16 protein-coding genes and 1 pseudogene are annotated in these 21,354 nt (G+C 64.9%); 7 read left to right on the top strand and 10 right to left on the bottom strand.

Features of this window, described 5'->3' with window-relative positions:
• Positions 1-55: 55 nt before the first annotated feature.
• Complete coding sequence (locus B2W55_RS10890) at positions 56-991, bottom strand: AEC family transporter (RefSeq protein WP_024581506.1); 936 nt, start codon at positions 989-991, stop codon at positions 56-58.
• A gap of 115 nt (positions 992-1,106) precedes the next feature.
• Between B2W55_RS10890 and B2W55_RS10885 the strand changes: the two genes are divergently transcribed.
• Positions 1,107-2,000: a LysR family transcriptional regulator gene (locus tag B2W55_RS10885; RefSeq protein WP_244442214.1), complete on the top strand. Its 894-nt coding sequence runs from the start codon at positions 1,107-1,109 to the stop codon at positions 1,998-2,000.
• On the opposite strand, the gene B2W55_RS10880 is transcribed toward B2W55_RS10885, so the two are convergent.
• The 3 genes from B2W55_RS10880 to B2W55_RS10870 form a co-directional block, all read right to left on the bottom strand.
• On the bottom strand, positions 1,961-3,265 hold the full coding sequence (locus tag B2W55_RS10880) for an SLC13 family permease (RefSeq protein ID WP_024581508.1): 1,305 nt from the start codon (positions 3,263-3,265) through the stop codon (positions 1,961-1,963). The two genes, B2W55_RS10885 and B2W55_RS10880, sit on opposite strands and share 40 nt — an antisense overlap.
• Positions 3,266-3,409: 144 nt before the next feature.
• Positions 3,410-3,802, bottom strand: a complete 393-nt coding sequence (locus B2W55_RS10875) for a VOC family protein (RefSeq protein ID WP_024581509.1) — start codon at positions 3,800-3,802, stop codon at positions 3,410-3,412.
• A gap of 400 nt (positions 3,803-4,202) precedes the next feature.
• A complete protein-coding gene (locus B2W55_RS10870; protein ID WP_029879142.1) occupies positions 4,203-5,024 on the bottom strand; it encodes a hypothetical protein in 822 nt (273 codons plus the stop codon).
• 145 nt (positions 5,025-5,169) lie between these two features.
• Here B2W55_RS10870 and B2W55_RS10865 point away from each other — a divergent pair.
• Positions 5,170-5,694 (top strand): annotated as a pseudogene (locus B2W55_RS10865) (zinc-binding dehydrogenase); the annotation flags it as partial.
• A 98-nt stretch (positions 5,695-5,792) separates the two neighbouring features.
• On the opposite strand, the gene B2W55_RS10860 reads toward B2W55_RS10865, so the two are convergent.
• Positions 5,793-7,265 carry a protein adenylyltransferase SelO gene (locus tag B2W55_RS10860; RefSeq protein ID WP_024581511.1) on the bottom strand — a complete coding sequence of 491 codons (1,473 nt, stop codon included), beginning with the start codon at positions 7,263-7,265 and terminating at the stop codon, positions 5,793-5,795.
• Positions 7,266-7,460: 195 nt separating this feature from the next.
• Between B2W55_RS10860 and aspS the strand changes: the two genes are divergently transcribed.
• Both aspS and B2W55_RS10850 read left to right on the top strand, forming a co-directional pair.
• Complete coding sequence (gene aspS / locus B2W55_RS10855) at positions 7,461-9,233, top strand: aspartate--tRNA ligase (protein ID WP_024581512.1); 1,773 nt, start codon at positions 7,461-7,463, stop codon at positions 9,231-9,233.
• Between the two features lie 144 nt (positions 9,234-9,377).
• Positions 9,378-10,013, top strand: a complete 636-nt coding sequence (locus B2W55_RS10850; protein ID WP_024581513.1) for a response regulator — start codon at positions 9,378-9,380, stop codon at positions 10,011-10,013.
• On the opposite strand, the gene B2W55_RS10845 is transcribed toward B2W55_RS10850, so the two are convergent.
• Positions 10,006-11,811 (bottom strand): ATP-binding response regulator, encoded by a 1,806-nt coding sequence (locus B2W55_RS10845; protein WP_168226364.1) that lies wholly within the window; start codon positions 11,809-11,811, stop codon positions 10,006-10,008. The two genes, B2W55_RS10850 and B2W55_RS10845, sit on opposite strands and share 8 nt — an antisense overlap.
• Before the next feature lie 282 nt (positions 11,812-12,093).
• On the opposite strand from B2W55_RS10845, the gene B2W55_RS10840 reads away from it, so the two are divergent.
• Complete coding sequence (locus tag B2W55_RS10840) at positions 12,094-12,708, top strand: PEP-CTERM sorting domain-containing protein (protein WP_145987268.1); 615 nt, start codon at positions 12,094-12,096, stop codon at positions 12,706-12,708.
• 126 nt (positions 12,709-12,834) lie between these two features.
• On the opposite strand, the gene B2W55_RS10835 is transcribed toward B2W55_RS10840, so the two are convergent.
• On the bottom strand, positions 12,835-14,847 hold the full coding sequence (locus tag B2W55_RS10835; protein WP_024581516.1) for a hypothetical protein: 2,013 nt from the start codon (positions 14,845-14,847) through the stop codon (positions 12,835-12,837).
• A gap of 223 nt (positions 14,848-15,070) precedes the next feature.
• On the opposite strand from B2W55_RS10835, the gene B2W55_RS10830 reads away from it, so the two are divergent.
• The gene (locus B2W55_RS10830; RefSeq protein WP_024581517.1) at positions 15,071-17,380 is read left to right on the top strand and encodes an NADP-dependent malic enzyme; all 2,310 of its coding nucleotides are present in this window, start codon (positions 15,071-15,073) and stop codon (positions 17,378-17,380) included.
• Between the two features lie 178 nt (positions 17,381-17,558).
• Positions 17,559-18,011 (top strand): DoxX family protein, encoded by a 453-nt coding sequence (locus tag B2W55_RS10825; protein ID WP_024581518.1) that lies wholly within the window; start codon positions 17,559-17,561, stop codon positions 18,009-18,011.
• 36 nt (positions 18,012-18,047) lie between these two features.
• Here B2W55_RS10825 and B2W55_RS10820 read toward each other — a convergent pair whose 3' ends face one another.
• The 3 genes from B2W55_RS10820 to B2W55_RS10810 all read right to left on the bottom strand — a co-directional run bounded on the left by B2W55_RS10820 (position 18,048) and on the right by B2W55_RS10810 (position 21,256).
• Positions 18,048-19,166 (bottom strand): helix-turn-helix domain-containing protein, encoded by a 1,119-nt coding sequence (locus tag B2W55_RS10820; RefSeq protein ID WP_024581519.1) that lies wholly within the window; start codon positions 19,164-19,166, stop codon positions 18,048-18,050.
• Between the two features lie 517 nt (positions 19,167-19,683).
• Positions 19,684-20,241 (bottom strand): hypothetical protein, encoded by a 558-nt coding sequence (locus B2W55_RS10815; RefSeq protein WP_024581520.1) that lies wholly within the window; start codon positions 20,239-20,241, stop codon positions 19,684-19,686.
• A gap of 19 nt (positions 20,242-20,260) precedes the next feature.
• Complete coding sequence (locus B2W55_RS10810) at positions 20,261-21,256, bottom strand: polysaccharide deacetylase family protein (RefSeq protein WP_024581521.1); 996 nt, start codon at positions 21,254-21,256, stop codon at positions 20,261-20,263.
• Positions 21,257-21,354 lie beyond the last annotated feature (98 nt).

The raw sequence follows: 21,354 nt of genomic DNA, 5'->3' as shown, positions 1-21,354 counted from the left end.
CGTCAGGACCCGTCAGGCCGACCATATCGCCTTTCGATGACGGCTGGGCGCGATATTATCTGGCCATTGCGAGATACCCGCTGAGGGTCACGACTGACACGACCGTGGAGGCGAGGATGACGTTCGACGTCATGTTGGCCTCGCGCCGGTAGAACTCGGCCAGCATGAACGGGCCGGTGCCGGTCGGCAGTGCGGCGAGCAGCACCGCCGTATGCGTCAGCAGGGGGGAGAGGCCGAACACGGTGGTCGCCATCACCCAGGTGATCGCCGGTTGCAGCACGAGCTTGCAGCCGACCAGCAGCGCCGCCGATCCGATGTCCTGCTCGGCGGCCTCCCGCTTGGTGGCGAGGAACAGGCCGAGCGCGACCAGCGCGCAGGGCGAGGCCGCGCCGCCCAGGAGCTTCAGGAAATTCTCGGCCGGGCCGGGAATGCCGAGGCCAGCGAGCGGAATGATCGCGCCGAGCACGGGTGCGACCAGCAGGGGATTGGCGAGCAGCGAACGGCCGACCTTGACGACGACGTGCCTGCCGCGCCGCTCGGTTTGCAGGCCGGTCTCGATCAGCACGATGGCGATCGCGAACAGGACGCACACCGTCATGATGGTGGCGACGAGCGTCGGCGCCAACGCCTCGCGGCCGAGTGCTGCGACGGCGAGCGGGAAGCCGACGAAGCCGGTATTGCCATAGCCGGCGTTGAGGCCATCGATCGCCGCATCGACCAGATGCCGGCGACGGAGCAGGGCAACGACGATGGTCAGGCAAAACACCAGCGCGGCGCCGATGCCGAACGCCGCGATGAAGCAGGGTTGCCAGACATCGCTCCATTTGGCGTGCGCGATGACGTCGAACAGCAGCGCGGGCAGAGCCAGGTAGACGACGAAGCGGTTCAGTTCGCTCGATGCGGCCGGGCCGACCACGCCGATCCGGCGCGCCAGCCATCCGGCGAAGATGAGGGAGAAGATCGGAAGAACGGCGGCGAGGGTCGCGAGCATAAGGGAAGCCTGAGTGACGAAAACGCTTCAGTCCTACGCTGCGGCTCTGATATCATCCAATACTGATTGAAGCCCCATTTCATACCTTTTCGGTATCATGATCGACATCAGGCAAATGCGCTATTTCGTGGCCGTGGCGGAGACGCTGCATTTCGGCCGCGCCGCCGAGCGGCTGCATATCAGCCAGCCGCCGCTGAGCCGGCAGATCGCAGCGCTGGAGAAGGAGCTCGGCGTCCGTCTGTTCGAGCGGGAGTCCCGCCGCGCGCGCCTCACGCCGGCCGGCCGCCGCTTTCTGGAGGATGCGCGCGCCGTGCTGATGAGCTTCGACCAGGCCTGCCGCAACGCGCGGCTCGCCGAGCGCGGCGAGATCGGCGAGCTTGCGATCGGCTTCATGATGCACGCGGCCTATACCAGCCTGCCGGGCCTGGCGCGGCGCTACATGGCCGACCATCCCCAGGTGCATGTCGAACTGCGCGAGGTGGTGCCCGGCGCGCTCGCCGAGGCGGTGCTGAGCGGACGCTTCGATGCGGCCATCATGTTCAATCCCGGGCCGATCAAGGGGCTCGAGACCCGCATCATCCATCGCGAGCGGATGTGCCTCGCGCTGCATCCAAGTCACCCGCTTGCCAATCGTGCTGTCGTCAACGCCAGGCAACTGAAAGGCCAGCCGCTGATCGCAACACCGACCGAAGCGGCGCCGATGCTGCGCGAGGCGATCGTGCAATATTGCCGCGCCGGCGGCTTCGAGCCGACCATTCGGCTCGAGGTCGAATTGCAACAGACCATCGTCAGCCTGGTCGCGGAAAATCTCGGCATCGCGCTGGTGCCGGAATCGATGGGCAAGCTCGGCATCGATAATCTGGTGCAGCGCGATTTGCAGGCGGCACCGGCGATCGAGCATGTGATCGCCTGGCGGCCGGGCAATCTCAATCCCGCGTTGCGGCCGTTCCTGGAGGAGGCGCGGGCGGCTCAGCCGATCCAGCCGAGCAGCCGGAACCAGATCAGATAAAGCGGCGCCAGCACCACGAACGAGATCAGCCCGACGATCAGGCACATCTTGACCGCCGCGCTGGTCGGCACCCGCGCCATGCCGGCGGCAACGACGATCGGCGCGGCCTGGTACGGCAGCAGCGGCGTCGCATAGGCGAACACCTGCGACATCAGCACGGTCGGCAGGCTCAGGCCGGTGTGCGCGGCGAGCGAGGCGGCAAGCGGCGTGAACACCGCGGGCACGCCGTTGGCGGTGACGACGAAATTGAGCAGGCTGGCGAGTCCGATCATCGAGGCGAAATCCGACGCCGGCCGCGCCGGGTCGAGCGGCAGATGCGGAATGATCAGATCGCCGATCGCGGTGCCGAGCCCGGACCACGCGACGACCGCGGCAAGCCCGAGAATGCCGCCGAGATAGATGCAGGTGCGAACATTGACGCCGGCGGCGAATTCCTCGCCATTGAGGAAGCCGATGCGCGGCAGCAGGCACAGACACGCCGACACCAGCCCGACCCAGGCCGGGCGGATGCCGTGCAGGCTGTCCGTCATCCAGAAGGCGAGCGTGGCAAGCAGGATGATCGAGAGCCGCCATTCGGCCGCGCTCATCGGCGTGGCCTCGGCGTGATCTTTGATCGGCTTCGGCGAGGCTGGAAACAGCCAGACCAGGCAACCCACCAGCACGACGCCCTTGAGAATGCCGATCACGGGCGCATGCAGCACCAGATACGACATGTAGTCGAAATGCACGCCATAGGCGCGCTCGGCGGCGCCGGTCATGATCAGGTTCGGCACATTGGCTGGCAGGATCGAGGCCGAGAGCTGATAGGTGCCGAAGCCCACCGCGAGCGCGAGCGCATAGCGGCCGCGCGATCCCTCGGCGAGGCCGGCGCGATCGGCCAGCGCCAGGATGATCGGCATCAGCAGCGCGATGCGGCCCATGTTCGAGGGCATCACGAAGGCCAGCGCATAGGTCAGCAGGACGACGCCACCCACCATCCGGAACCAGGACCCGGTGAGATGCGCGGCAAGGCCACGCGCGATCCGGTCGGCCAGCCCGACCTTGCGGATCGCGCTGCCGATCACGAAGCCGCCCAGCACCAGCCAGAACGCCTCCGACTGGAAGCCGGAGAACAGCACGTCCGGCGGCGCCGCGTGGAACACGGCCACCGCCGCGAAGAACAGCAACGCCGTGAGGTATTCGGGCAGCAGGCTGGTCGCCCACAGCAGGATGGCGATCGCGGCAAACCAGCCGGGATGGATCAGGGACGTCGCGGTCTCGGGCATGTCTGGGAATCAGGTGCAACAAGGACGGACCGCGACCATAGCACCGCGGAACGTGGTTGCGTGGCCGTGAACGAACAGGGCTGAGGTGTGCGGAGGGAAGGGCGAACGACGTTGCGTGGAGGCGCCGGAGCGCCGGATGCGGGGTTATGCAACACGCCGATGGCAGACCGCTTCGATGCGGTTGCCGTCCGGGTCGCTTAGAAATGCCCCATAGTAGTGTGGATGATATTCGGGACGCAGGCCCGGCGCGCCGTCGTCTGATCCGCCTGCCGAAAGCCCGGCATGCCAGAAGGCGTCAACCTGCTCCCTGAGCCGCGCCTTGAAGCACCAATGCCGTCCATAGGCTGCTTCGGGCATGGGTCCAGGACGTATCAGCAAATAGGTCAGATCCGGATGGTCTGCGTCACAGCGCTCGCCGTAGCTGATCCACGTGTCGCCACTGCTCATCTTGGTGACGCCGAGCGCGGCCATTACGGCGTCGTAGAAGGGCTCGGAGGCGCGTATGTTGGATACGGTGATGGAGACGTGGTCCAACATGAACGACCTCCTCGATTGACGACGCTAGCGCATGATCCGGAAACGCGCGGAGCGGCTTTCCAAAAAGATCATACTCAAACAAGGAGCAGCGCGCCTCTCTATGACGGATCGATCCCCGCCGCCGTCGCGACGAGCCGGCGCGTCACTCGCAGCGCAGGTTCTTCGACGGCCGTCGCGCCGCGGGCATCGCCAGCACGACGAGGCAAAGCGCGATCATCGCCAATCCCATAAATTCGAATGCAAACGCGTCCACGGGCCGATCTCCCCCATTAGAAACAATTAGACTTGTTGGGGGAGCGTTGACGCGCTGTTAAGCCTTATGGTTACCGCCGCTAGCCTCCCGGCATGGTGGAGAGTGAGTTAACGCTCACGAGCGGCCTCATGCCGGCTGATGCCGCGATCAGCGCCGTGGATCGTCCACGTACTCTTCAGCCAACGCGCCATCCAGCACGCCGCGGAACTGCGCCGATCGATAGAACCGGCGGGCCTTTGCTGATGTCATGTGCTCGAGGAGATGCAGGGTGTCCTCGAGCAGTGTCGCGCCCTCGACGCGGGGTTTCACCACCTCATCACAAACCCAGATGGCGGGCACCGGCTCGAAATCGCCACGCCTGCGGCACTGATGCGCCGGCGTCAGGCGATCGGCGGTGGAGATGAAGGCGTCGCACGACGTCGGCAGATGTCTCGACTTGCATTCACGCAGGCTCTTCGCAAGTCGCGGACAGAGCGCGCGCGCCGGGCACTCGCCTTCCTTGTCCCAGGGACGGTCGGAGAACGACACGGTCAATCCGGCAAGCGGGACCGCGGCACGGACCTCGATGTGTCCCGGTACGTTGTTCGGCGCGAAAAACCAGTTGACGAAGCACTCGGTGCCGTTGCCTCCGATCGTGATGTGCATGGTCTTCGCGGTCCAGACCGCTTCGATCGGCGGATGCCATTTGTCCGGATAGGTCGGATTTTCCGGCGTCCAGACCAGTTCGACGTCGGTGGGTGTGCGCAACCCGGAGAACTGGATGCGCCGGAATACGTAGCCGTCGAGCCGATAGGACAGGCTGTCTGCGTCGGGCGTGGCCAGGCTGCGATCGGGCGCGGGCATGACCGGCGTTTCGATCGGGCAATCAGCGACACGGACGAGATTGGTGTCGGTGCGCATCAGCACCTGAGCGTGCGCGCCCGGCGCGGCCAGGACGCAAAGCAGGAGGATCGCAAGGACGGGTCTCACGGGCCGCTTTCATTGCCGAAGGTTGCCGGGCGCGCACGATCATCTCCATCAATCGTTGCAAATCCGTATGTCGAATGCAGCAGCTTGTAGCGGTGCGGGCCGGGCGGATGCAGTGCGCCCTTCAAGCGGGGACGATCATGGGCGATCGTCGCCGATGCTCGCCGCGATCCAGATCGCTAATCGCGTTGGTGCGATCCCGATTGCAGTCACGCGCACCTCGGCGAAGGCGCAAGCGTTGCGCGATGCCGGCGCCGCGCATGTGATCGCATCCGCGGAGGAGGACCTGCAATCGAGGCTGGAGCAGATCGCGGGGCCGGACGGCGTTCGCGTGGTGCTCGATCCGGTCGGCGGTCCCGTCTTCGTGCCGCTCACGGCGGCAATGGCACACGGCGGCATCCTGATCGAATATGGCGGGCTCAGCCCGGAGCCGACGCCGTTTCCGCTGTTCACGGTGCTGAGCAAGAGCCTCATCCTGCGCGGCTACCGCGTGCACGAGATTGTTCGAGATCCCGCGCGGCTCGCTGCGGCGAAGGCGTTCATCCTCGACGGGCTTGCGGACGCCGCGCTTAAGCCGATCATCGCCAGAACATTTCCGTTCGAGGAGATCGTCGAGGCGCACCGGTATCTGGAGTCGAATGTGCAGTTCGGCAAGATCGTGGTGACGGTGTGATGGATCAGTAGGATGGGTAGAGCGCAGCGAAACCCATCGGTCTCATGCGCAGACGCAATGATGGGTTTCGCTGCGCTCTACCCATCCTACAGTTGCGTTCACGTCCCGCAGAACGTCCGCATCACACGTTGATCGGGCAGCGGCGGGTCGGCATAGGCTGCGAATTGCGGCTGGTCCTCGTAGGGTTTTGCCAGCACCGTCACCAGCTCCTCGAACGGCGCGTAGTCGTCGTGGTCGACCGCCGCCTGGATCACCGCCTCGATGCGGTGGTTGCGCGGGATGAAGGCCGGGTTGACGGCCTGCATTGCGGCCTTGCGCTCGGCCGATGTCTGCGGCTCCAGCGCGAGGCGGGCGCGCCAGCGCGAGGCCCATTCGTCGAAAGCCGCGGGCTCGGTGAACTGGGCGCGGACGTCGGCGGCATCATCAGCCGCGGCATCGCCGAGATGGCGGAAGGTCAGCGTGAAATCGGCCTCGTTCTTGGCCATCGCGTCGAGCAGGTCCTGGATCAGCGCCTCGTCGCCGTCGCGCGCGGTGAACAGTCCGACCTTGGCACGCAAGCCGGCATTATAGGCCGCGGTGAACTTTTCGGGGAATTCGCCGAGGATAGTCTGCGCCTGTTCGATTGCCTTCTCCTGTTCGCTGTCGAACAGCGGCAGCAGGCACTCGGCGAGCCGGGTCAGATTCCACAAGCCGATCCGCGGCTGGTTGGCATAGGCGTAGCGGCCCATCTCGTCGATCGAGGAGAACACCTGCGCCGGATTGTAGGCATCGAGAAAGGCACAGGGACCGTAGTCGATGGTCTCGCCCGAGATCGAGGTGTTGTCGGTGTTCATCACGCCGTGGATGAAGCCGACCAGCAGCCAGCGCGCGATCAGCGCGGCTTGCCGCACGACGACGCCGGCGAGCAGCGCATGGTAAGGCTGGGCGGCATCCTTCAGCTCGGGGTAGTGCCTTACGATGACATGGTCGGCGAGGGCACGCACGCCGTCGGTGTCGCCGCGGGCGGCGAAGAACTGGAAGGTGCCGACGCGGATGTGGCTGGAGGCCACGCGGGTCAGCACCCCGCCCGGCAGCGCGATCTCGCGCTGGACCCGTTCGCCGGTGACGACGGCGGCAAGCGAGCGGGTGGTCGGCACGCCCAATGCATACATCGCCTCGCTGACGATGTACTCGCGCAGGACCGGACCGAGCGCGGCGCGGCCGTCGCCGCGGCGGGAGAACGGGGTCGGGCCAGATCCCTTGAGCTGGATGTCGCGGCGGACGCCGTCCCGGTCGATGACCTCGCCGAGCAGGATCGCGCGGCCGTCGCCGAGCTGGGGCACGAAATTGCCGAACTGGTGGCCGGCATAGGCCATGGCGATCGGGTCGGCGCCGGCGGGCAGCCGCTTGCCGGCGAGGATCTCGGCACCCTCCGGCGTCGCCAGCAGGTCCGGGTCCAGCCCGAGCTGGAGCGCAAGCGGCCGGTTCAGCTTGATCAGCCGGGGCGCGGCCACCGGGGTCGGCGCGACGCGGGCGAAAAAGTTCGCCGGCAGCGCCGAATAGGTGTTCTGGAACGGGAAATGGATGGTCATGTCCAGAAGATAGGCCTGCGGGCAGAATAGGCAAACGATTGGCGGCATCCGCCCGGAAAATCTGCCGTTTGACCCGAAAACCGGGCGTTCCATTGGTTGCCGCACCGGGCCTCGTCGGCTAAACCCTCCGCAACTTCGGACAGGGCATTTGGCCCTGTCGCGATTCGACCCTCCGACATCAGTTTTGGGACTACCATGCATCGCTACCGGTCACACACATGCGGCGCGCTCCGAGAGAGCGATATCGACCAGACGGTCCGGCTTTCAGGCTGGGTCCACCGGGTCCGAGACCATGGCGGCGTGCTGTTCGTCGATCTGCGCGACCATTACGGTATCACCCAGTGCGTCGCCGATCCGGACTCGCCGGCATTCGCCGAGGTCGAGAAGTTCCGCTCGGAGTGGGTGGTGCGGATCGACGGCAAGGTGCGTCGCCGCCCCGCCGGGACAGACAATCCCGAGCTGCCGACCGGCATGATCGAGGTCTACATCAAGGAGATCGAGGTGCTGGGCCCGGCGGCCGAGCTGCCGCTGCCGGTGTTCGGCGAGCAGGAATATCCCGAGGACATCCGGCTGAAGTACCGCTTCCTCGACCTGCGCCGCGACAAGCTGCACCAGAACATCATGACCCGCGGCGCGATCGTCGATTCCATCCGCAGGCGGATGAAGGGGCAGGGCTTCTTCGAATTCCAGACCCCGATCCTGTCGGCGTCCTCGCCGGAGGGCGCGCGCGACTTCCTGGTGCCATCGCGCATCCATCCCGGCAAGTTCTACGCGCTGCCGCAGGCGCCACAGCAGTACAAGCAGCTCCTGATGATGTCGGGCTTCGACCGCTACTTCCAGATCGCGCCGTGCTTCCGCGACGAGGACCCGCGCGCCGACCGCCTGCCGGAGTTCTACCAGCTCGACGTCGAGATGAGCTTCGTCACCCAGGACGACGTGTTCGCGGCGCTGGAGCCGGTCATCACCGGCGTGTTCGAGGAATTCGCCAACGGCAAGCCGGTCACGAAGAACTGGCCGCGGATTCCGTTCGCCGAGGCGGTGCGCAAATACGGCTCCGACAAGCCGGACCTGCGCAACCCCATCGTGATGCAGGAGGTCTCCGAGCATTTCCGTGGCTCCGGCTTCAAGGTGTTCGCGCGGATGCTGGAAGACCCGAAGAACCAGGTCTGGGGAATCCCGGGCAAGGGCGGCGGGTCGCGGGCGTTCTGCGACCGCATGAACTCCTGGGCGCAGGGCGAAGGTCAGCCCGGCCTCGGCTACATCATGTGGCGCGAGGGCGGCGAGGGCGCAGGCCCGCTTGCCAACAACATCGGGCCGGAGCGCACCGCTGCGATCCGCGACCAGCTCGGCCTCAAGGAAGGCGATGCCGCGTTCTTCGTCGCCGGCGACCCCGAGAAATTCTGGAAGTTCGCTGGCCTCGCACGCAACAAGCTCGGCGAGGAGCTGAACCTGATCGACAAGGACCGGTTCGAGTTCGCCTGGATCGTCGACTTCCCGATGTACGAGTATGACGAGGAGAACAAGAAGGTCGACTTCTCGCACAACCCGTTCTCGATGCCGCAGGGCGGCCTGGAGGCGCTGCAATCGCAGGACCCGCTCACGATCAAGGCGTTCCAATACGACATCGCCTGCAACGGCTACGAGATGGCGTCCGGTGGTATCCGTAACCACAAGCCGGAAGCGATGGTGAAGGCGTTCGAGATCGCGGGCTATGGTGAGCAGGAGGTCATCGACCGGTTCGGCGGCATGTACCGTGCGTTCCAGTACGGCGCGCCGCCCCATGGCGGCATGGCGGCCGGTATCGAGCGCATCGCGATGCTGCTGTGTGGCACCAACAACCTGCGCGAGATCTCGCTGTTCCCGATGAATCAGCAGTACGTCGACCTGCTGATGGGCGCGCCGTCGGAGGCAACGCCGAAGCAGCTCAAGGAACTTCACATCCGGCCCAACCCGCCGGCCAAGAGCTAAAGCTCAGAGTGTGATGTTCGTTACGATGGCGAGACATGGTCTCGCCGTCGCCACCGGTGCGGGTTCCACGGCAATGCAGTCCTGCGCGAACGGTTGAAGCCGCGGGGATGGCAACTATTCGCTGTAGCGGATAGACTCTCTCGAATGAAGGTGCTGGTTGTCGACGATCATTCGATTGTAAGGGATGGGTTGGCTGCATTGCTCGAGCAGGTCAGCCCCGAATTTGAAGTTTTTCAGGCTGGAGACGCAGAGGAGGGTCTCCAGTTGCTGGATCAGGTCGGTGATTTCGATCTGGTCATCCTCGACCTCTTCATCCCCGGCGTAGATGGCTTTGAGGCGATTTCCGCGTTCGGTCTCAAGCGACCCGAACTCCCTGTCATCGTCTTGTCATCGTCCGAAGATTCCGACGACGTCCGCAGGGCACTGGCAAGCGGGGCGCTCGGTTACGTTCCGAAGTCGGCCAGCCAGCATGTGCTGCTGTCGGCCATCAAGCTCGTCATGAACGGCGACCTGTACGTTCCGCCGCTCGTTCTGTCGAAAAGTTCCGACAGCAATTCTCAAACGGGCGACCTGCCGAAAGCCAACGGCAAATTGCTGACGCCGCGGCAACGTGAAGTGCTGATCCTGCTCTGTGAAGGCAATCCCAACAAGGCGATCGCGGCAAAGCTCAATCTCTCGGAGAAGACCGTCAAGACCCACATCTCGCTGATCTACAAGGCGCTGAACGTCGCCAACCGCATGCAGGCATCGAAGGCCGCGCGCGAGACCGGGCTCATTTGATCGCCGTGAGCGGGGCGGGCGCGCCGCCGCCGGCCTGATCGGACACACGCATCGAGTTGACCATTGCAGCCCTGAGCTTGCTGTTGTGGACCGGCTTGTGCAGCATCACCAAACCGCTGGCCTGGGCTTCGATCAATCGGTGTTCGGCGGTGTCGCCGGTAATCAGGATGGCGGGGACTGGCTGCCTGCATGCAACTTGCAGCAAGCGAATGACCTCGATGCCGTTCTCATCGCCGCGCAAGCGATAATCGCAAATGATGATGCGCGGCGATATCTTGTCGCGGGACAGCGCCGCCAGTGCTTCGCTGCCTGACGACGCGGCGAGAACGCGATAGCCCCAACCTGTCAGCAGTGCATCCATCGCTTCGAGCACGGCGACTTCGTCGTCGATCACCAGAACCCAGGCGCCTTCGGCGACGACATGAGAGGTCTCGGCGACTGCGAGCAGCGAACTCGGAACCAGGTTGGTCGAGGGCAAGCAAATGCTGAAGCAGGAGCCACGGCCGACTTGCGAACGCAGATTGAGCTCGCAGTCCAGCAACTCGCTCAGGCGGCGCACGATGGCGAGGCCGAGGCCCAATCCCCTGGTGCGGTCCCGTTCCGGATTCCGCAGCTGGACATACTCCTGGAAAATCTTTTGCCGGTTCTCCGGCGGAATTCCCGTCCCGGTATCCCAGACCTCGATCCGCATCGTCTTGCCGCGTTTCCGACATCCGACCACAACGCGACCTTGATCGGAATGCCGCACCGCATTCGAGATCAGGTTGCGCAGGATGCGTTCCACGAGCAGCGGATCGGAATGAACGACCGCGCTGGTGGTGTGTTGGTGAATGACGATGGTTTTCTCGGCGGCCTCGTCGGCAAAGTCCAGGCAGATGCGGTGGAGCAGGGGCTGCAACGCGAAGGATTGTCGCCGCACTTCGACGACACCGGCATCGAGCCGGGAAATGTCGAGGATGGCGCTGAACAGGTCCCCCATGGCCGAAGTCGACAGCTCCATCCGGTCGAGGATACGCAGCGCCGGCGTCGGAAGTCCCGACACCGCGCGCAATGCGCTGACAAACAGACCGAGCGCGTGAACCGGCTGGCGCAGATCATGGCTTGCAGCCGCGAGGAATTGCGATTTTGCCAGGCTGGCCTGCTCCGCCACTTCCTTCTGCTTCTGCAGATCCCGCGCAAGTTCGCTGGCCTTGATCCGAAGATTCACCAGCTCGTTGAAGCCGCGGTTGGCGCGAACGCCGAGCACGCCCATGCCGATCACGTAGATGATCATGAGCAGGACCATCATCGTGGCTTCGGGGAAGGCCGTTCTGGATTCGAGGCCCCATACCAGGCAGGGGATGGTGGTTGGAAGGAAGAGCGAGAAAAAGGCCGGCAAATAGGAGCTGAACGCCGGGATTGCGCCGGCCGCCACGCTGAGCGAGACGATCAGGACCACCATCTCGGAGGCGAACCGGCCGCTGTTTCCCGCAAGTGAGACGGACGCCCAGCCCCAGCCGATGCCCTCCGCCAGGCTGATGACGACGAACCAGTTTGCCCAGAGCTGCCAGCGCGACGCGTCCGGCCTTGCGCGGTCGTAGAAGATGCGCAGCGTGATATGCGCAGCCGCGCACGCTACGATATAGAGCGCCCAGGCAATGCCGACGCCTTGCTGCAGGACGCCAAGATCGATCAGGGCGCCGACCAGAACAATCGCTGCTGCGGCGGCGGCAACGACGCCTGGCACCACATTCTGAAACAGCGCCGCGACCTGCTCCGAGTGAAGCTCGATCGTCGGTGGGGGGGCCTGGTCAGACAAGGCTGTCATGCTCTCCACTCGGAGGCGGGATTTGTTGCCGCGCTATTCATACCAGCGATTTCAACCGCCGGGTTCCACATCAAGCGGGACTTAGGTCCTAGGTCCTTCGGCGCAGCGGCCGGACCCTTGCCCGATTGACCGGAGCTGTGTCGTCAAGCTCTTCTGACGTCCGATCGGGCGGATTTTGCCCGGCAACCAGTTTGCTCTGAGATCGTCGGACATCTGGGCGGTTCGACCAATTGACATGAACTGAATGCCCAGTTTTTACAGGGATCAAGTGTCATGAAACTAAAAACACTTTTGTTCGGTGCCGCGCTGCTCGCGTCAACGACGTTGACCGCGAACGCTGCGACCGTCACCGAAACCTACAGCTTTTCGCTCACCGGCTTCGTCGACATTCAAGGCAACACGACGGCGCCGTCAAATCTGGTGACCGGTTCGTTCACCGTCACCTTCGATCCGACACAGAACTACACCAACGACACGACCGACATCCACGTCAATTCCTTCAGCGGCGTCACCGTCGATTCTCCATTTGGATTCAGCTACGATGCAACCAGCAAACTGTTCGGGTTCGGCGGAACCTATGGCGGGACGAATCTGGTCTATGACGGGACCAACGATATCGTCATCAGCTACAATTTGAGCAACCTCGCCGATCCGACATTCGTTCCGTGCAGCACCCCGGGATACACCTGCGGCAAGTACACCGGCAGCAGCGCGGTCGAGGCGTCGGGATACACCACCGTGGCAAGTGGCACGGCCTATTTCTACGGCGCCCAGAGCACCATCACGGCGGGAGTCCCCGAGGCCTCCACCTGGGCGATGATGATCGCCGGCTTCTGCGGGCTTGGCTTCATGGCCTATCGCAAGCGGACCACGGTGCGCTTCGCCTGACCGCGATCGTGCCGCTTGACCGGGAGGCCGCCTTCGGGCGGCCTCTTTGTCTTTAGCGCAATCGCCGGTCGATCGCGCCGTCTCGAACGTGATGTTTTCTCCCCAAAGAACGGGGAGCGAAGGCGATCACAGCCCGGTCGAGGCCTCGATCCGGAATTGCGCCAGTGCCGATTGCGGATCGGTCTTGAGCAGTTGCATCAGTTGCAGCGCCGGCGCCTTGGCGCGCGGGGTCAGCTTGATCAGCAGCGTCTGTCCCGGCGTCTCGACGAACTGGCTGACGGCGGTGACGAGGGCGGCGATATCGGGATTGCTCCCGCCGATCGCGTCGCCCTGCGCCTTGATGCTGTCAAGGACAGCGCGACGCGCATCGTCGCGGCCGATGTTCTGGCTGCGCGCATATCGGGCGATCGCGAGATCGAGGACGCCGAGGTCGTGGACAGCAAGTTCGATCGTGCCGGCCTCGACCTGCGCGACCGCGCCCATGGCCTCGGCGACGTTGGCCGAAAACGCGTCGCGGGGGACGTTGGCGAGCGAGATCTTTGCCGACGCATTGAGCAGGCCCGCCATGTCGAGCTTGAGGGGTTCGAGCGCCAGAGAGCGCGACGCCTCGGTCCATGCGGCGCCGAGATCGGCATCGATGGCCATCCGATCGATCCCGGCGGCCACGAGCGCTTGTTGCCGCGGATCGGCTGCATCCAGCGGCGCCGCCATCTTGGCGATCAGCCGCAGCTTGCTCGGGATCGATCCGACGAACTGCCCCCAGTCGAGGCTGAAGACGTCGATGTTGACGGGCTTGCCGGTGGCCTTGTACGGCGAGGCGACACCCTTGACCTCGATCCCCTCGATCAGCGGCAACAGCGCCAGCAACTGTTCGGGCGCAGGCTTCTGCCCGGCGAATTGCGCCGATAGCCGCATGAAGTTGACGACGTCGAGCGACTTCAGCGCGAGGCGTCCGACCTTGACGGGACCGTTCGGCGCGCGGGCATCGAGGCCCTCGACCGCAAGCTCGCCGATCTTGCCATGCTCGAAGTTGAACTGCATCGAAGCCAGCTTGAGCGGCCCCTGCGGCGTCTCAAACGAGAGCCCGTGCATCTCGGCATTGCCCACGGCAAAACCCGAATAGAGGCCGGCGACCTTTTCCAGCAATTGGCGTGCCTCGGCGGACGACGGCGGCGCGCTGCCCGGCGGCGGGATCATCGCCATCAGCGCCGGCAGTTGCATCCGGGACGGGTTGATCCTGGCGTCGTCGGCGGTCACGCCCTCGATCCGCATGTTCAGGCCGGGGGTGGATGTGCTGGCGTCAGGCGTCACGGTGATCACATAGGGACCAGCCGAAAGATGTCCCTGAATCCGATAATCCCTGTCGTCGTTGGCCTTGGCCGGGTCGAACATCGCAGCCATCGCGCCGACATCGATATCGGTCGCGACGATATTGGCAACGTCGCCGGTCATCTTGATCGGCTTGGCTGCGGCCTGCTGGTTGATTGCGAACGTCACCTTGTCCGTCTTGCTCGACCCGATCTTTCCGTCTTTGATGCTTTCGATGGCAAGGCCGGAATAGTCGAACGTGCCACCGGCATTGTCGCCGACATGCGCGGCCGCACTGAACGTGAGCGTTCCAGTCAATTTGGGTACGGCGACCGATGCGGCGTTGATGCTCGCGAGCTGGGTGAATGCAAACCGATACAGCTCGAAGATCGATGACGAGGCCGGGAGCTGGGGCAGGCCAGTGGGACCGGAATAGTCCTTTACCGTGATCTGCGGCGCCTTGTAGGTGAGGGAGGCGATCGTCGGGGTCAGTCCCGTTACACCGACCTCGATGTCGCCGAACTCGACTTTGTCGGCGGAAAACCGCGCCGGGTCGAGTTGACCGAGGCCCGAGGCCGTGAAGCGGGCGATCTTGACGCTGGCTGGGGATTGTGCGCCCGATTCAGCGACAATGTCGGAAATCGTCAAGGTGCGGCTCTTGACGTCGAATGCGATCTTGCCGTGGCTCGCCTTGGCGCCGGCGGCGCGAAGCTGCTCGAAGGCGGCCTCGACCTCGCGCGTCACCCGGCGCTGGGCGTAGAAGTCGAAACCGAAATAGCCGGCCGCCGCCACCAAGGCAACGGCGATCAGGCCGAGCAGAATTTTCTTCATTCGGTCAACTCCGGATCACCAAGGGAAAGAAATTGCCAATCCGCGGTCGGAAAGTGCAGCATCCTTGAACGGGCCGTCCGGGCCTGTTGACGGGGACATTATCGGATGTTGCATCCAAGCGGCGGGACATGCTTCACATCCGGCTCGATTTGCCGGACAACTGACTTTCGCCTGGATTAGCACAGAAACAAAGAAATTTGGGCCGGAAACGCGGGAAGCATGCATGTCGCAATCGTCTGAAGAACTCCATAACGCCGCGCTCGCCTATCACCGGCTGCCGCGGCCGGGCAAGCTCGAGATCCAGGCGATCAAGCCGCTTGCCAACCAGCGCGACCTGGCGCTGGCCTATTCGCCGGGGGTCGCCGCCGCCTGCACCGAAATCGCCAACAACCCGGCGGAGGCGGCGTCGCTGACCGCCCGCGCCAATCTGGTCGCCGTGGTCTCCAATGGGACGGCGGTGCTTGGTCTCGGCAATATCGGCCCGCTGGCCTCGAAGCCCGTCATGGAAGGCAAGGCGGTGCTGTTCAAGAAATTCGCCGGCATCGACGTGTTCGACATCGAGATCAAGGCCGACACGATCGAGCGCGTGGTCGAGACGGTCGCCGCGCTGGAGCCGACCTTCGGCGGCATCAATCTGGAGGACATCCGCGGGCCGGAGTGCTTCGAGATCGAGGGCCAGCTCAAGGAGCGCATGAAGATCCCGGTGTTCCACGACGACCAGCATGGCACCGCCATCATCGTCGCGGCGGCGATCACCAACGGCCTGCTGCTGAATGGCAAGAACCTCGCCGATGTGAAAATCGTCTGCTCGGGCGCCGGGGCGGCGGCGATCGCCACCCTCAACCTGTTGGTCTCGATGGGCGCGCAGCGCAAGAACATCTGGGTCTGCGACATCGACGGCGTCGTCTATGAGGGCCGCAACACCACGATGGATCGCTGGAAGGCGGTCTATACCCAGAAGACCGATGCGCGGGTGATGGCGGACGTCATTCCGGGCGCGGACATCTTCATCGGCCTGTCGGCGCCGGGCGTGCTGAAGCCCGAGATGGTCAAGCAGATGGCCGACCAGCCGCTGGTGATGGCGCTCGCCAATCCGGTGCCGGAGATCATGCCGGAAGAGGCGCGCCAGGCGCGGCCCGATGCGATGATCTGCACCGGCCGTTCGGACTATCCGAACCAGGTCAACAACGTGCTGTGCTTTCCCTTCATCTTCCGTGGCGCGCTCGACGTCGGCGCCACCGCGATCAATGAGGCGATGAAGCATGCCGCGGTCGACGCCATCGCGCAGCTCGCGCGCGATCCGCCGTCGGATGCGGTCGCCCATGGTTTCGAGACCGGCGAGACCCAGGGGTTCGGCCCGGGCTCCCTGATCCCCAGCCCGTTCGACCCGCGCCTGATCCTGCGTATCGCCCCTGCGGTCGCCAAGGCCGCGATGGATTCCGGCGTTGCGACCCGGCCGATCACCAATTTCGAAGAATATACCACGCAGCTCGAGCGCTTCTCGTTCCGCTCCGGCCTCACCATGAAGCCGGTGTTTGCCAAGGCCAAGACCCAGCCGGTGCGGGTGATCTATGCCGAAGGCGAGGACGAACGCGTGCTGCGCGCGACCCAGGTGGTGCTGGAGGAGAAACTGGCGCGGCCGATCCTGGTCGGCCGTCCCTCGGTGGTCGAGACCCGGATCAAGCGCTTCGGCCTGTCGATCAAGGCCGGGCGCGATTTCGACCTGGTCAATCCCGAGGACGACCCGCGCTACCGCTCCTATGTACAGTCCTATATCGACGTCGCCGGCCGGCGCGGGGTCACGCCCGAAGCCGCGCGGACGGTGGTGCGGACCAACAACACGGTCATCGCGGCGCTCGCCGTGTCGCGCGGCGAGGCCGACGCGATGCTATGCGGCGTCGAGGGCCGCTACATGAGCCATCTGCGGCATGTCCGCGAGATCATCGGCTTCCTGCCTGGGATCAGCGACTATGCCGCGCTGTCGCTGATGATCACGACCAAGGGCGCCCATTTCATCGCCGACACCCAGGTGCGGCCCAACCCGAGCGCGGAAGAGCTCGCCGAGGTGGCGTCGCTCGCGGCGATCCACGTCCAGCGCTTCGCCTTCAAGCCCCGCGTCGCATTCGTGTCACATTCCGACTTCGGCAGCTACGATACCGAGTCGTCGCGCAAGATGCGCCGCGCCACGCAGTTGCTGAAGGACAAGCATCCGGAGATCGAGGCCGACGGCGAGATGCAGGGCGACACCGCCTTATCGGCGGTCGCCCGCAAGCTGGTGCTGCCGCAATCGCGGCTGGAAGGCGAGGCCAATATCCTGATCATGCCGAACCTCGACGCCGCCAACGTCGCCTATCAGATGATCAAGTCGCTGGCGGATGCCTTGCCGGTCGGACCGATCCTGATCGGCCCGGCACGTCCGGCGCACATCCTCACTCCGTCGGTGACGGCGCGCGGCATCCTCAACATGACCGCGGTCGCCGCGGTCGAGGCCCAGGAGCGTGCCGGCCGCGCACAGCCGACGCTGTTCGGCTGAGTGGTCGTTTGGGCATGACCTCCGCGCAGACGCCAGCGTCTGTCGCGGGGGAAAACCGCTCCCCACTTTTCCGGATCATGCTTTCGGCCGGAAGGATTCGATTTGATCGTGACAGGCGGGGCGGCCATAATCGCGCCGCCTGCTTCGTCCGATTTCTGCCATCCAGTGAGGCCGACCCATGCCAGCGTTCATCACCTTCGGGCGCATCCTGTTTGCCGTGCTGTTCCTGTATTCGGGCGCGAGCAAGCTGTTCAGCATCCAGGGGACTGCGGATCTGCTCACCGCCAAGGTGACCATCCCTGCCGTCGTCGCGCCCTATACGCAGCAGATCGAAACCTTCGTCGGCATGCCGTTCATGCAACTGCTGGCGATCGTGGTCGGTGGCTTCGAGATCGTCGCGGGGCTGATGATCGCGGTGAATTTCCTGGCACGGTTCTTCGCCATCCTGCTGATCATCTTCGTATGCTTCGCGACCTTCTACTTCCATGATTTCTGGAATCAGCCGGCGCCCGACAACCTCAAGACCCTGATCGACGCGCTGAAGAACCTGTCGCTGATCGGCGCGCTCTTCATCATCGCAGGCTACGGCCACGGCCCGCGCCGCGACGAGCCGGCCTACGGGGACGTATAGGGCCCCGGTCACGCTACCCGGGAGTGTGTCGGGCAATCAGTCCGTGACGCGGGGCGGGGCGATCTCCCGCATCCACCGTGAGATCGTCGCGGTATCGGCACCGGCAGCCGATCGGCTGATGCCGGTGCCCAGCAGCGCGGCCGCGCGTGCCGCGCGGGGCGTGATGCCGTAGGCCGCCTTGAACGAGCGGGTGAAGTGGGCGTCGGTGCCGAGATGCCAGCGCCTTGCGACTTCGCTGATCCTCAGGTTGCGCGCATCCGACCCGGCAAGGTCGAAGAATGCCCGATGCAGACGACGGCTGCGGATGTACTCGGCGATGCCTCCGGCCGGTGCGAACAGCCGGTAGAGCGAAGCCCGCGACAGGCCGAAATGGACCGCGAGCGACGCGGCCGAGAGCTGCCCGTCGTCGAGCTTTGCCTCGATATGCTGTCTGATCCGCATCAGCGATGCGTTCGCGGCGAGGCCACGGTTGGAATCGCCGCGCTCCATTTCGCCCCTGAGGCAAGCGGCCAGCAGCGAGATCGTCCCCTCGACCACCGCGGGGCACTCCTCGAATGTCATGCGCGGCGCGAACTCGAACAGGGCGGTGAGATGCCCGGCCAGCAGGCGTCCGACCACGCCGCTTGCCGGCAGCACCAGGCCGTGCAGCGCGTCGACCTGCACGATGTGGGCCGCGAACATCGGCCGCGGCACGACGAGCGTCACGTTCTCGAAAGCGGTTGCCCTGGTCTCCAGTGTCTGGGCGAGGTCGAACGCGCAGATGTCGCCGGCGCCCACGCGGACCGGCATTTCGCCGGCAACGCCGTCGAAGCCGCCCTTCAGATAGAGCTGCAGGATGATGTGGTCGACGCCGGACCGCGCCACCGTCGCGGTGGTGCGCAGGAAGCGTTGACCGCTGGCGCGGCTGAGCCCGATCAGCACGGGTCCCATGGCGTAGGAACAAAGGTCCGCGCTGAACGGCGCCGGTTCGCCGCGCCCCAACTCGTCGACGTCGAACAGCGTCGCGACGGCTTCCCGCCAGGCTGCGATGTTTTCATCAGGAGCCATCCGAGCAGCTGTAAAGCCGAAGGTCGGCAGCAGGGACGCCACGGAGGTGGTGTCGTCGATTGTTCCGGCGGTTCCCCGCTGGCCGGTGGTTGTGGGGTCGTCGGTCATTGGCGCAGGCGTACAGTCAGCTTTGGATTCGATCTTCGCATCCGTGCCGGACCACCCGGGGATAGCGGCAGATCGTGCCAATCCCTTGATGAATCGTCTCGGAAGATCAGGGTATAGGTCGGCTCGGCCGGAACAGAAAGCCGCCGCGCGGCTATTTGGCGCGACCCGTTGTCCTGTTCCATCAAGACGTCGACAGCGCCGCGGGAGCGATCGCTGGTCTGATGCAAGACCGCTGCTTGCGGTTTTGTCTCAGTCTATTGATGCGGCGTTTCGCGAGCATCAGCCCGTATTGACGATATTCATTCCATGCCGGTTATAGCGGGCGCGCGTCGAACACCGACGCAAGGCTGCGTGGTGGTTCGTTGAGAAATGGAACCAGCTACGGCTTTGGACCGCCGTCGGGGCCGATTATTGGCTCTTGGCACATTACGCGAGCCGGTTTTTCACTGGCCGGCGGCGGTACCAGTTTCAGCCGGATGACGTGTTTCAGCCAACTGACTTGGCGATGACGTCGCCGTCAGCCCGTGCGCCGCCACGGCGTGACCGTCACGTCCTGCGCGGCGTCGATCAGTTGCGGCGCGCCGGCGTGGAGGCCGTGAGCGGCAAGTACCTGCTGCGGGGTGCGGGCAGGGACGCCGGGAAAGCACGGCTCGCCGTCGGGAATTCGCACCTTCGGTGCGACCGACAGCCAGAACGTGTCGTAGCGCGCCATGAACATGCCGAACACGCCGGGGCCGCCGATGATGGCGACAATGCCTGCGGTCACGCCGGCCTCGCGGCTCGCCGTCTCGAACGGGCAGCCGGCGGGATTCCACAACAGCGCGTTCGGATTGGCTGGGTCGGGCGCGATGGCCGCGACCTTGCCGGTCAGGATCAGGCGGCGCCGCTTCGGCGCATTCGGCTGCTCTTCCTGGGAGTGGCGGCCATGCACGACGAGATCGGCACGGTCGAGGGCTGCGGTGAAGAACCGCTTGTCACCCTCGATCTTGAGCTCGTCCGGCATCACATTGTCTGCATTCGCCAGCCGGCCGTCGGCGGAGACGATGACGAAACCCTCGATACGCAATCCAGCCACCAGGACTTGGCCGGCGCGCTTACTGATCGACGGTGGTGACGACGCTGTTCACTGGCCGCGAGCTCACGGTCGGCAGCTTGACGTCCTTGGCAAGCTCCTGCTCGTATTGCGGCAGGATCGTCGCCGGGAATTTGGCGCGCATCGCCACCACCTTGTAGCCGCCAGCCTTGAGCTGCGTCAGCAGCGTGGGCAGCGCTTCGGCGGTATGCTTCTGGAAGTCGTGCATCAGGATGATGCCCTTGCCGAGCTTGGCGAGCTTCTTCATCACGGTGTCGATCACCTGCTGGGAATTCTTCGACTTGAAGTCGAACGAGTCGAGGTCGCAGGAGAAGATCGCGATGTTGCGGTTGCCGAGATAGGTCACCATCTCGGGCGGATGTTGCAGCGCCGGGAAGCGGAAGAACGGCGCGGGTGAGGTCTCGAGCGCCCATTTCACTGCGGCCAGGCCGCGCTCGATCTCGTCCTTCTTCTGATCCTCGGTCAGCTTCTTGTTGTTCAGATTCTCATGCGACCAGGTGTGCGAGCCGACGGTGTGGCCGGCGGCATAGACCTGGCGCAGGATCTCGGGATGATAGGTGGCGTGCTTGCCGATCGGGAAGAAGATGCCCGTGGTGCATTCGTCGGCCAGCGCCTTCAGCACCGCCGGCGTGTTGCCCGGCCATGGGCCGTCGTCGAAGGTCAGCACCACTTCGTGGTCGCGCAGGAAGTCGAGCTGCTTGAAATGCTCGAAGCCGAAGCCCGGTCCGCCTGTCGTGTCGATCTCGACGGTGCGGGCAACGCCGAGCGCATTCGGATTGCTACATGCGGCGCGTGCCGGCTGTGGCGGTTGCTTCGGCGGCACTGGAGCGACCGCGGTGGCAGCGGGCGCGGGCGCTGCGGCGGCAGGGGCTGGAGCTGCGGCTGCGGGAGCTGCCGCCGGCACAGTGCCCTTGGCGGGCGGCGTCTGCGACCAAGCTGCGCTCGACGCGAGCAACGATACGGTCCCTGCGAAAATCAGACCTGCCGCAATGCGCATGGCGTGTTCCCTGCTGATCGCGCTCCCGGCGCCGGCATTGCCGCGCCCGGGCCGCTTCTGCCCCCAACCGATCGTACCCTAGTCGCAGTGGCGTCGCC

Origin of the sequence: Bradyrhizobium sp. UBA2491 (genome assembly GCF_002341725.1) — a bacterium.
In the GTDB taxonomy this organism is placed as follows: Bacteria; Pseudomonadota; Alphaproteobacteria; order Rhizobiales; family Xanthobacteraceae; genus Bradyrhizobium.
The sequence above is the reverse complement of the archived record's forward strand: the minus strand, read 5'-3'. Positions and strand labels throughout refer to the sequence as shown.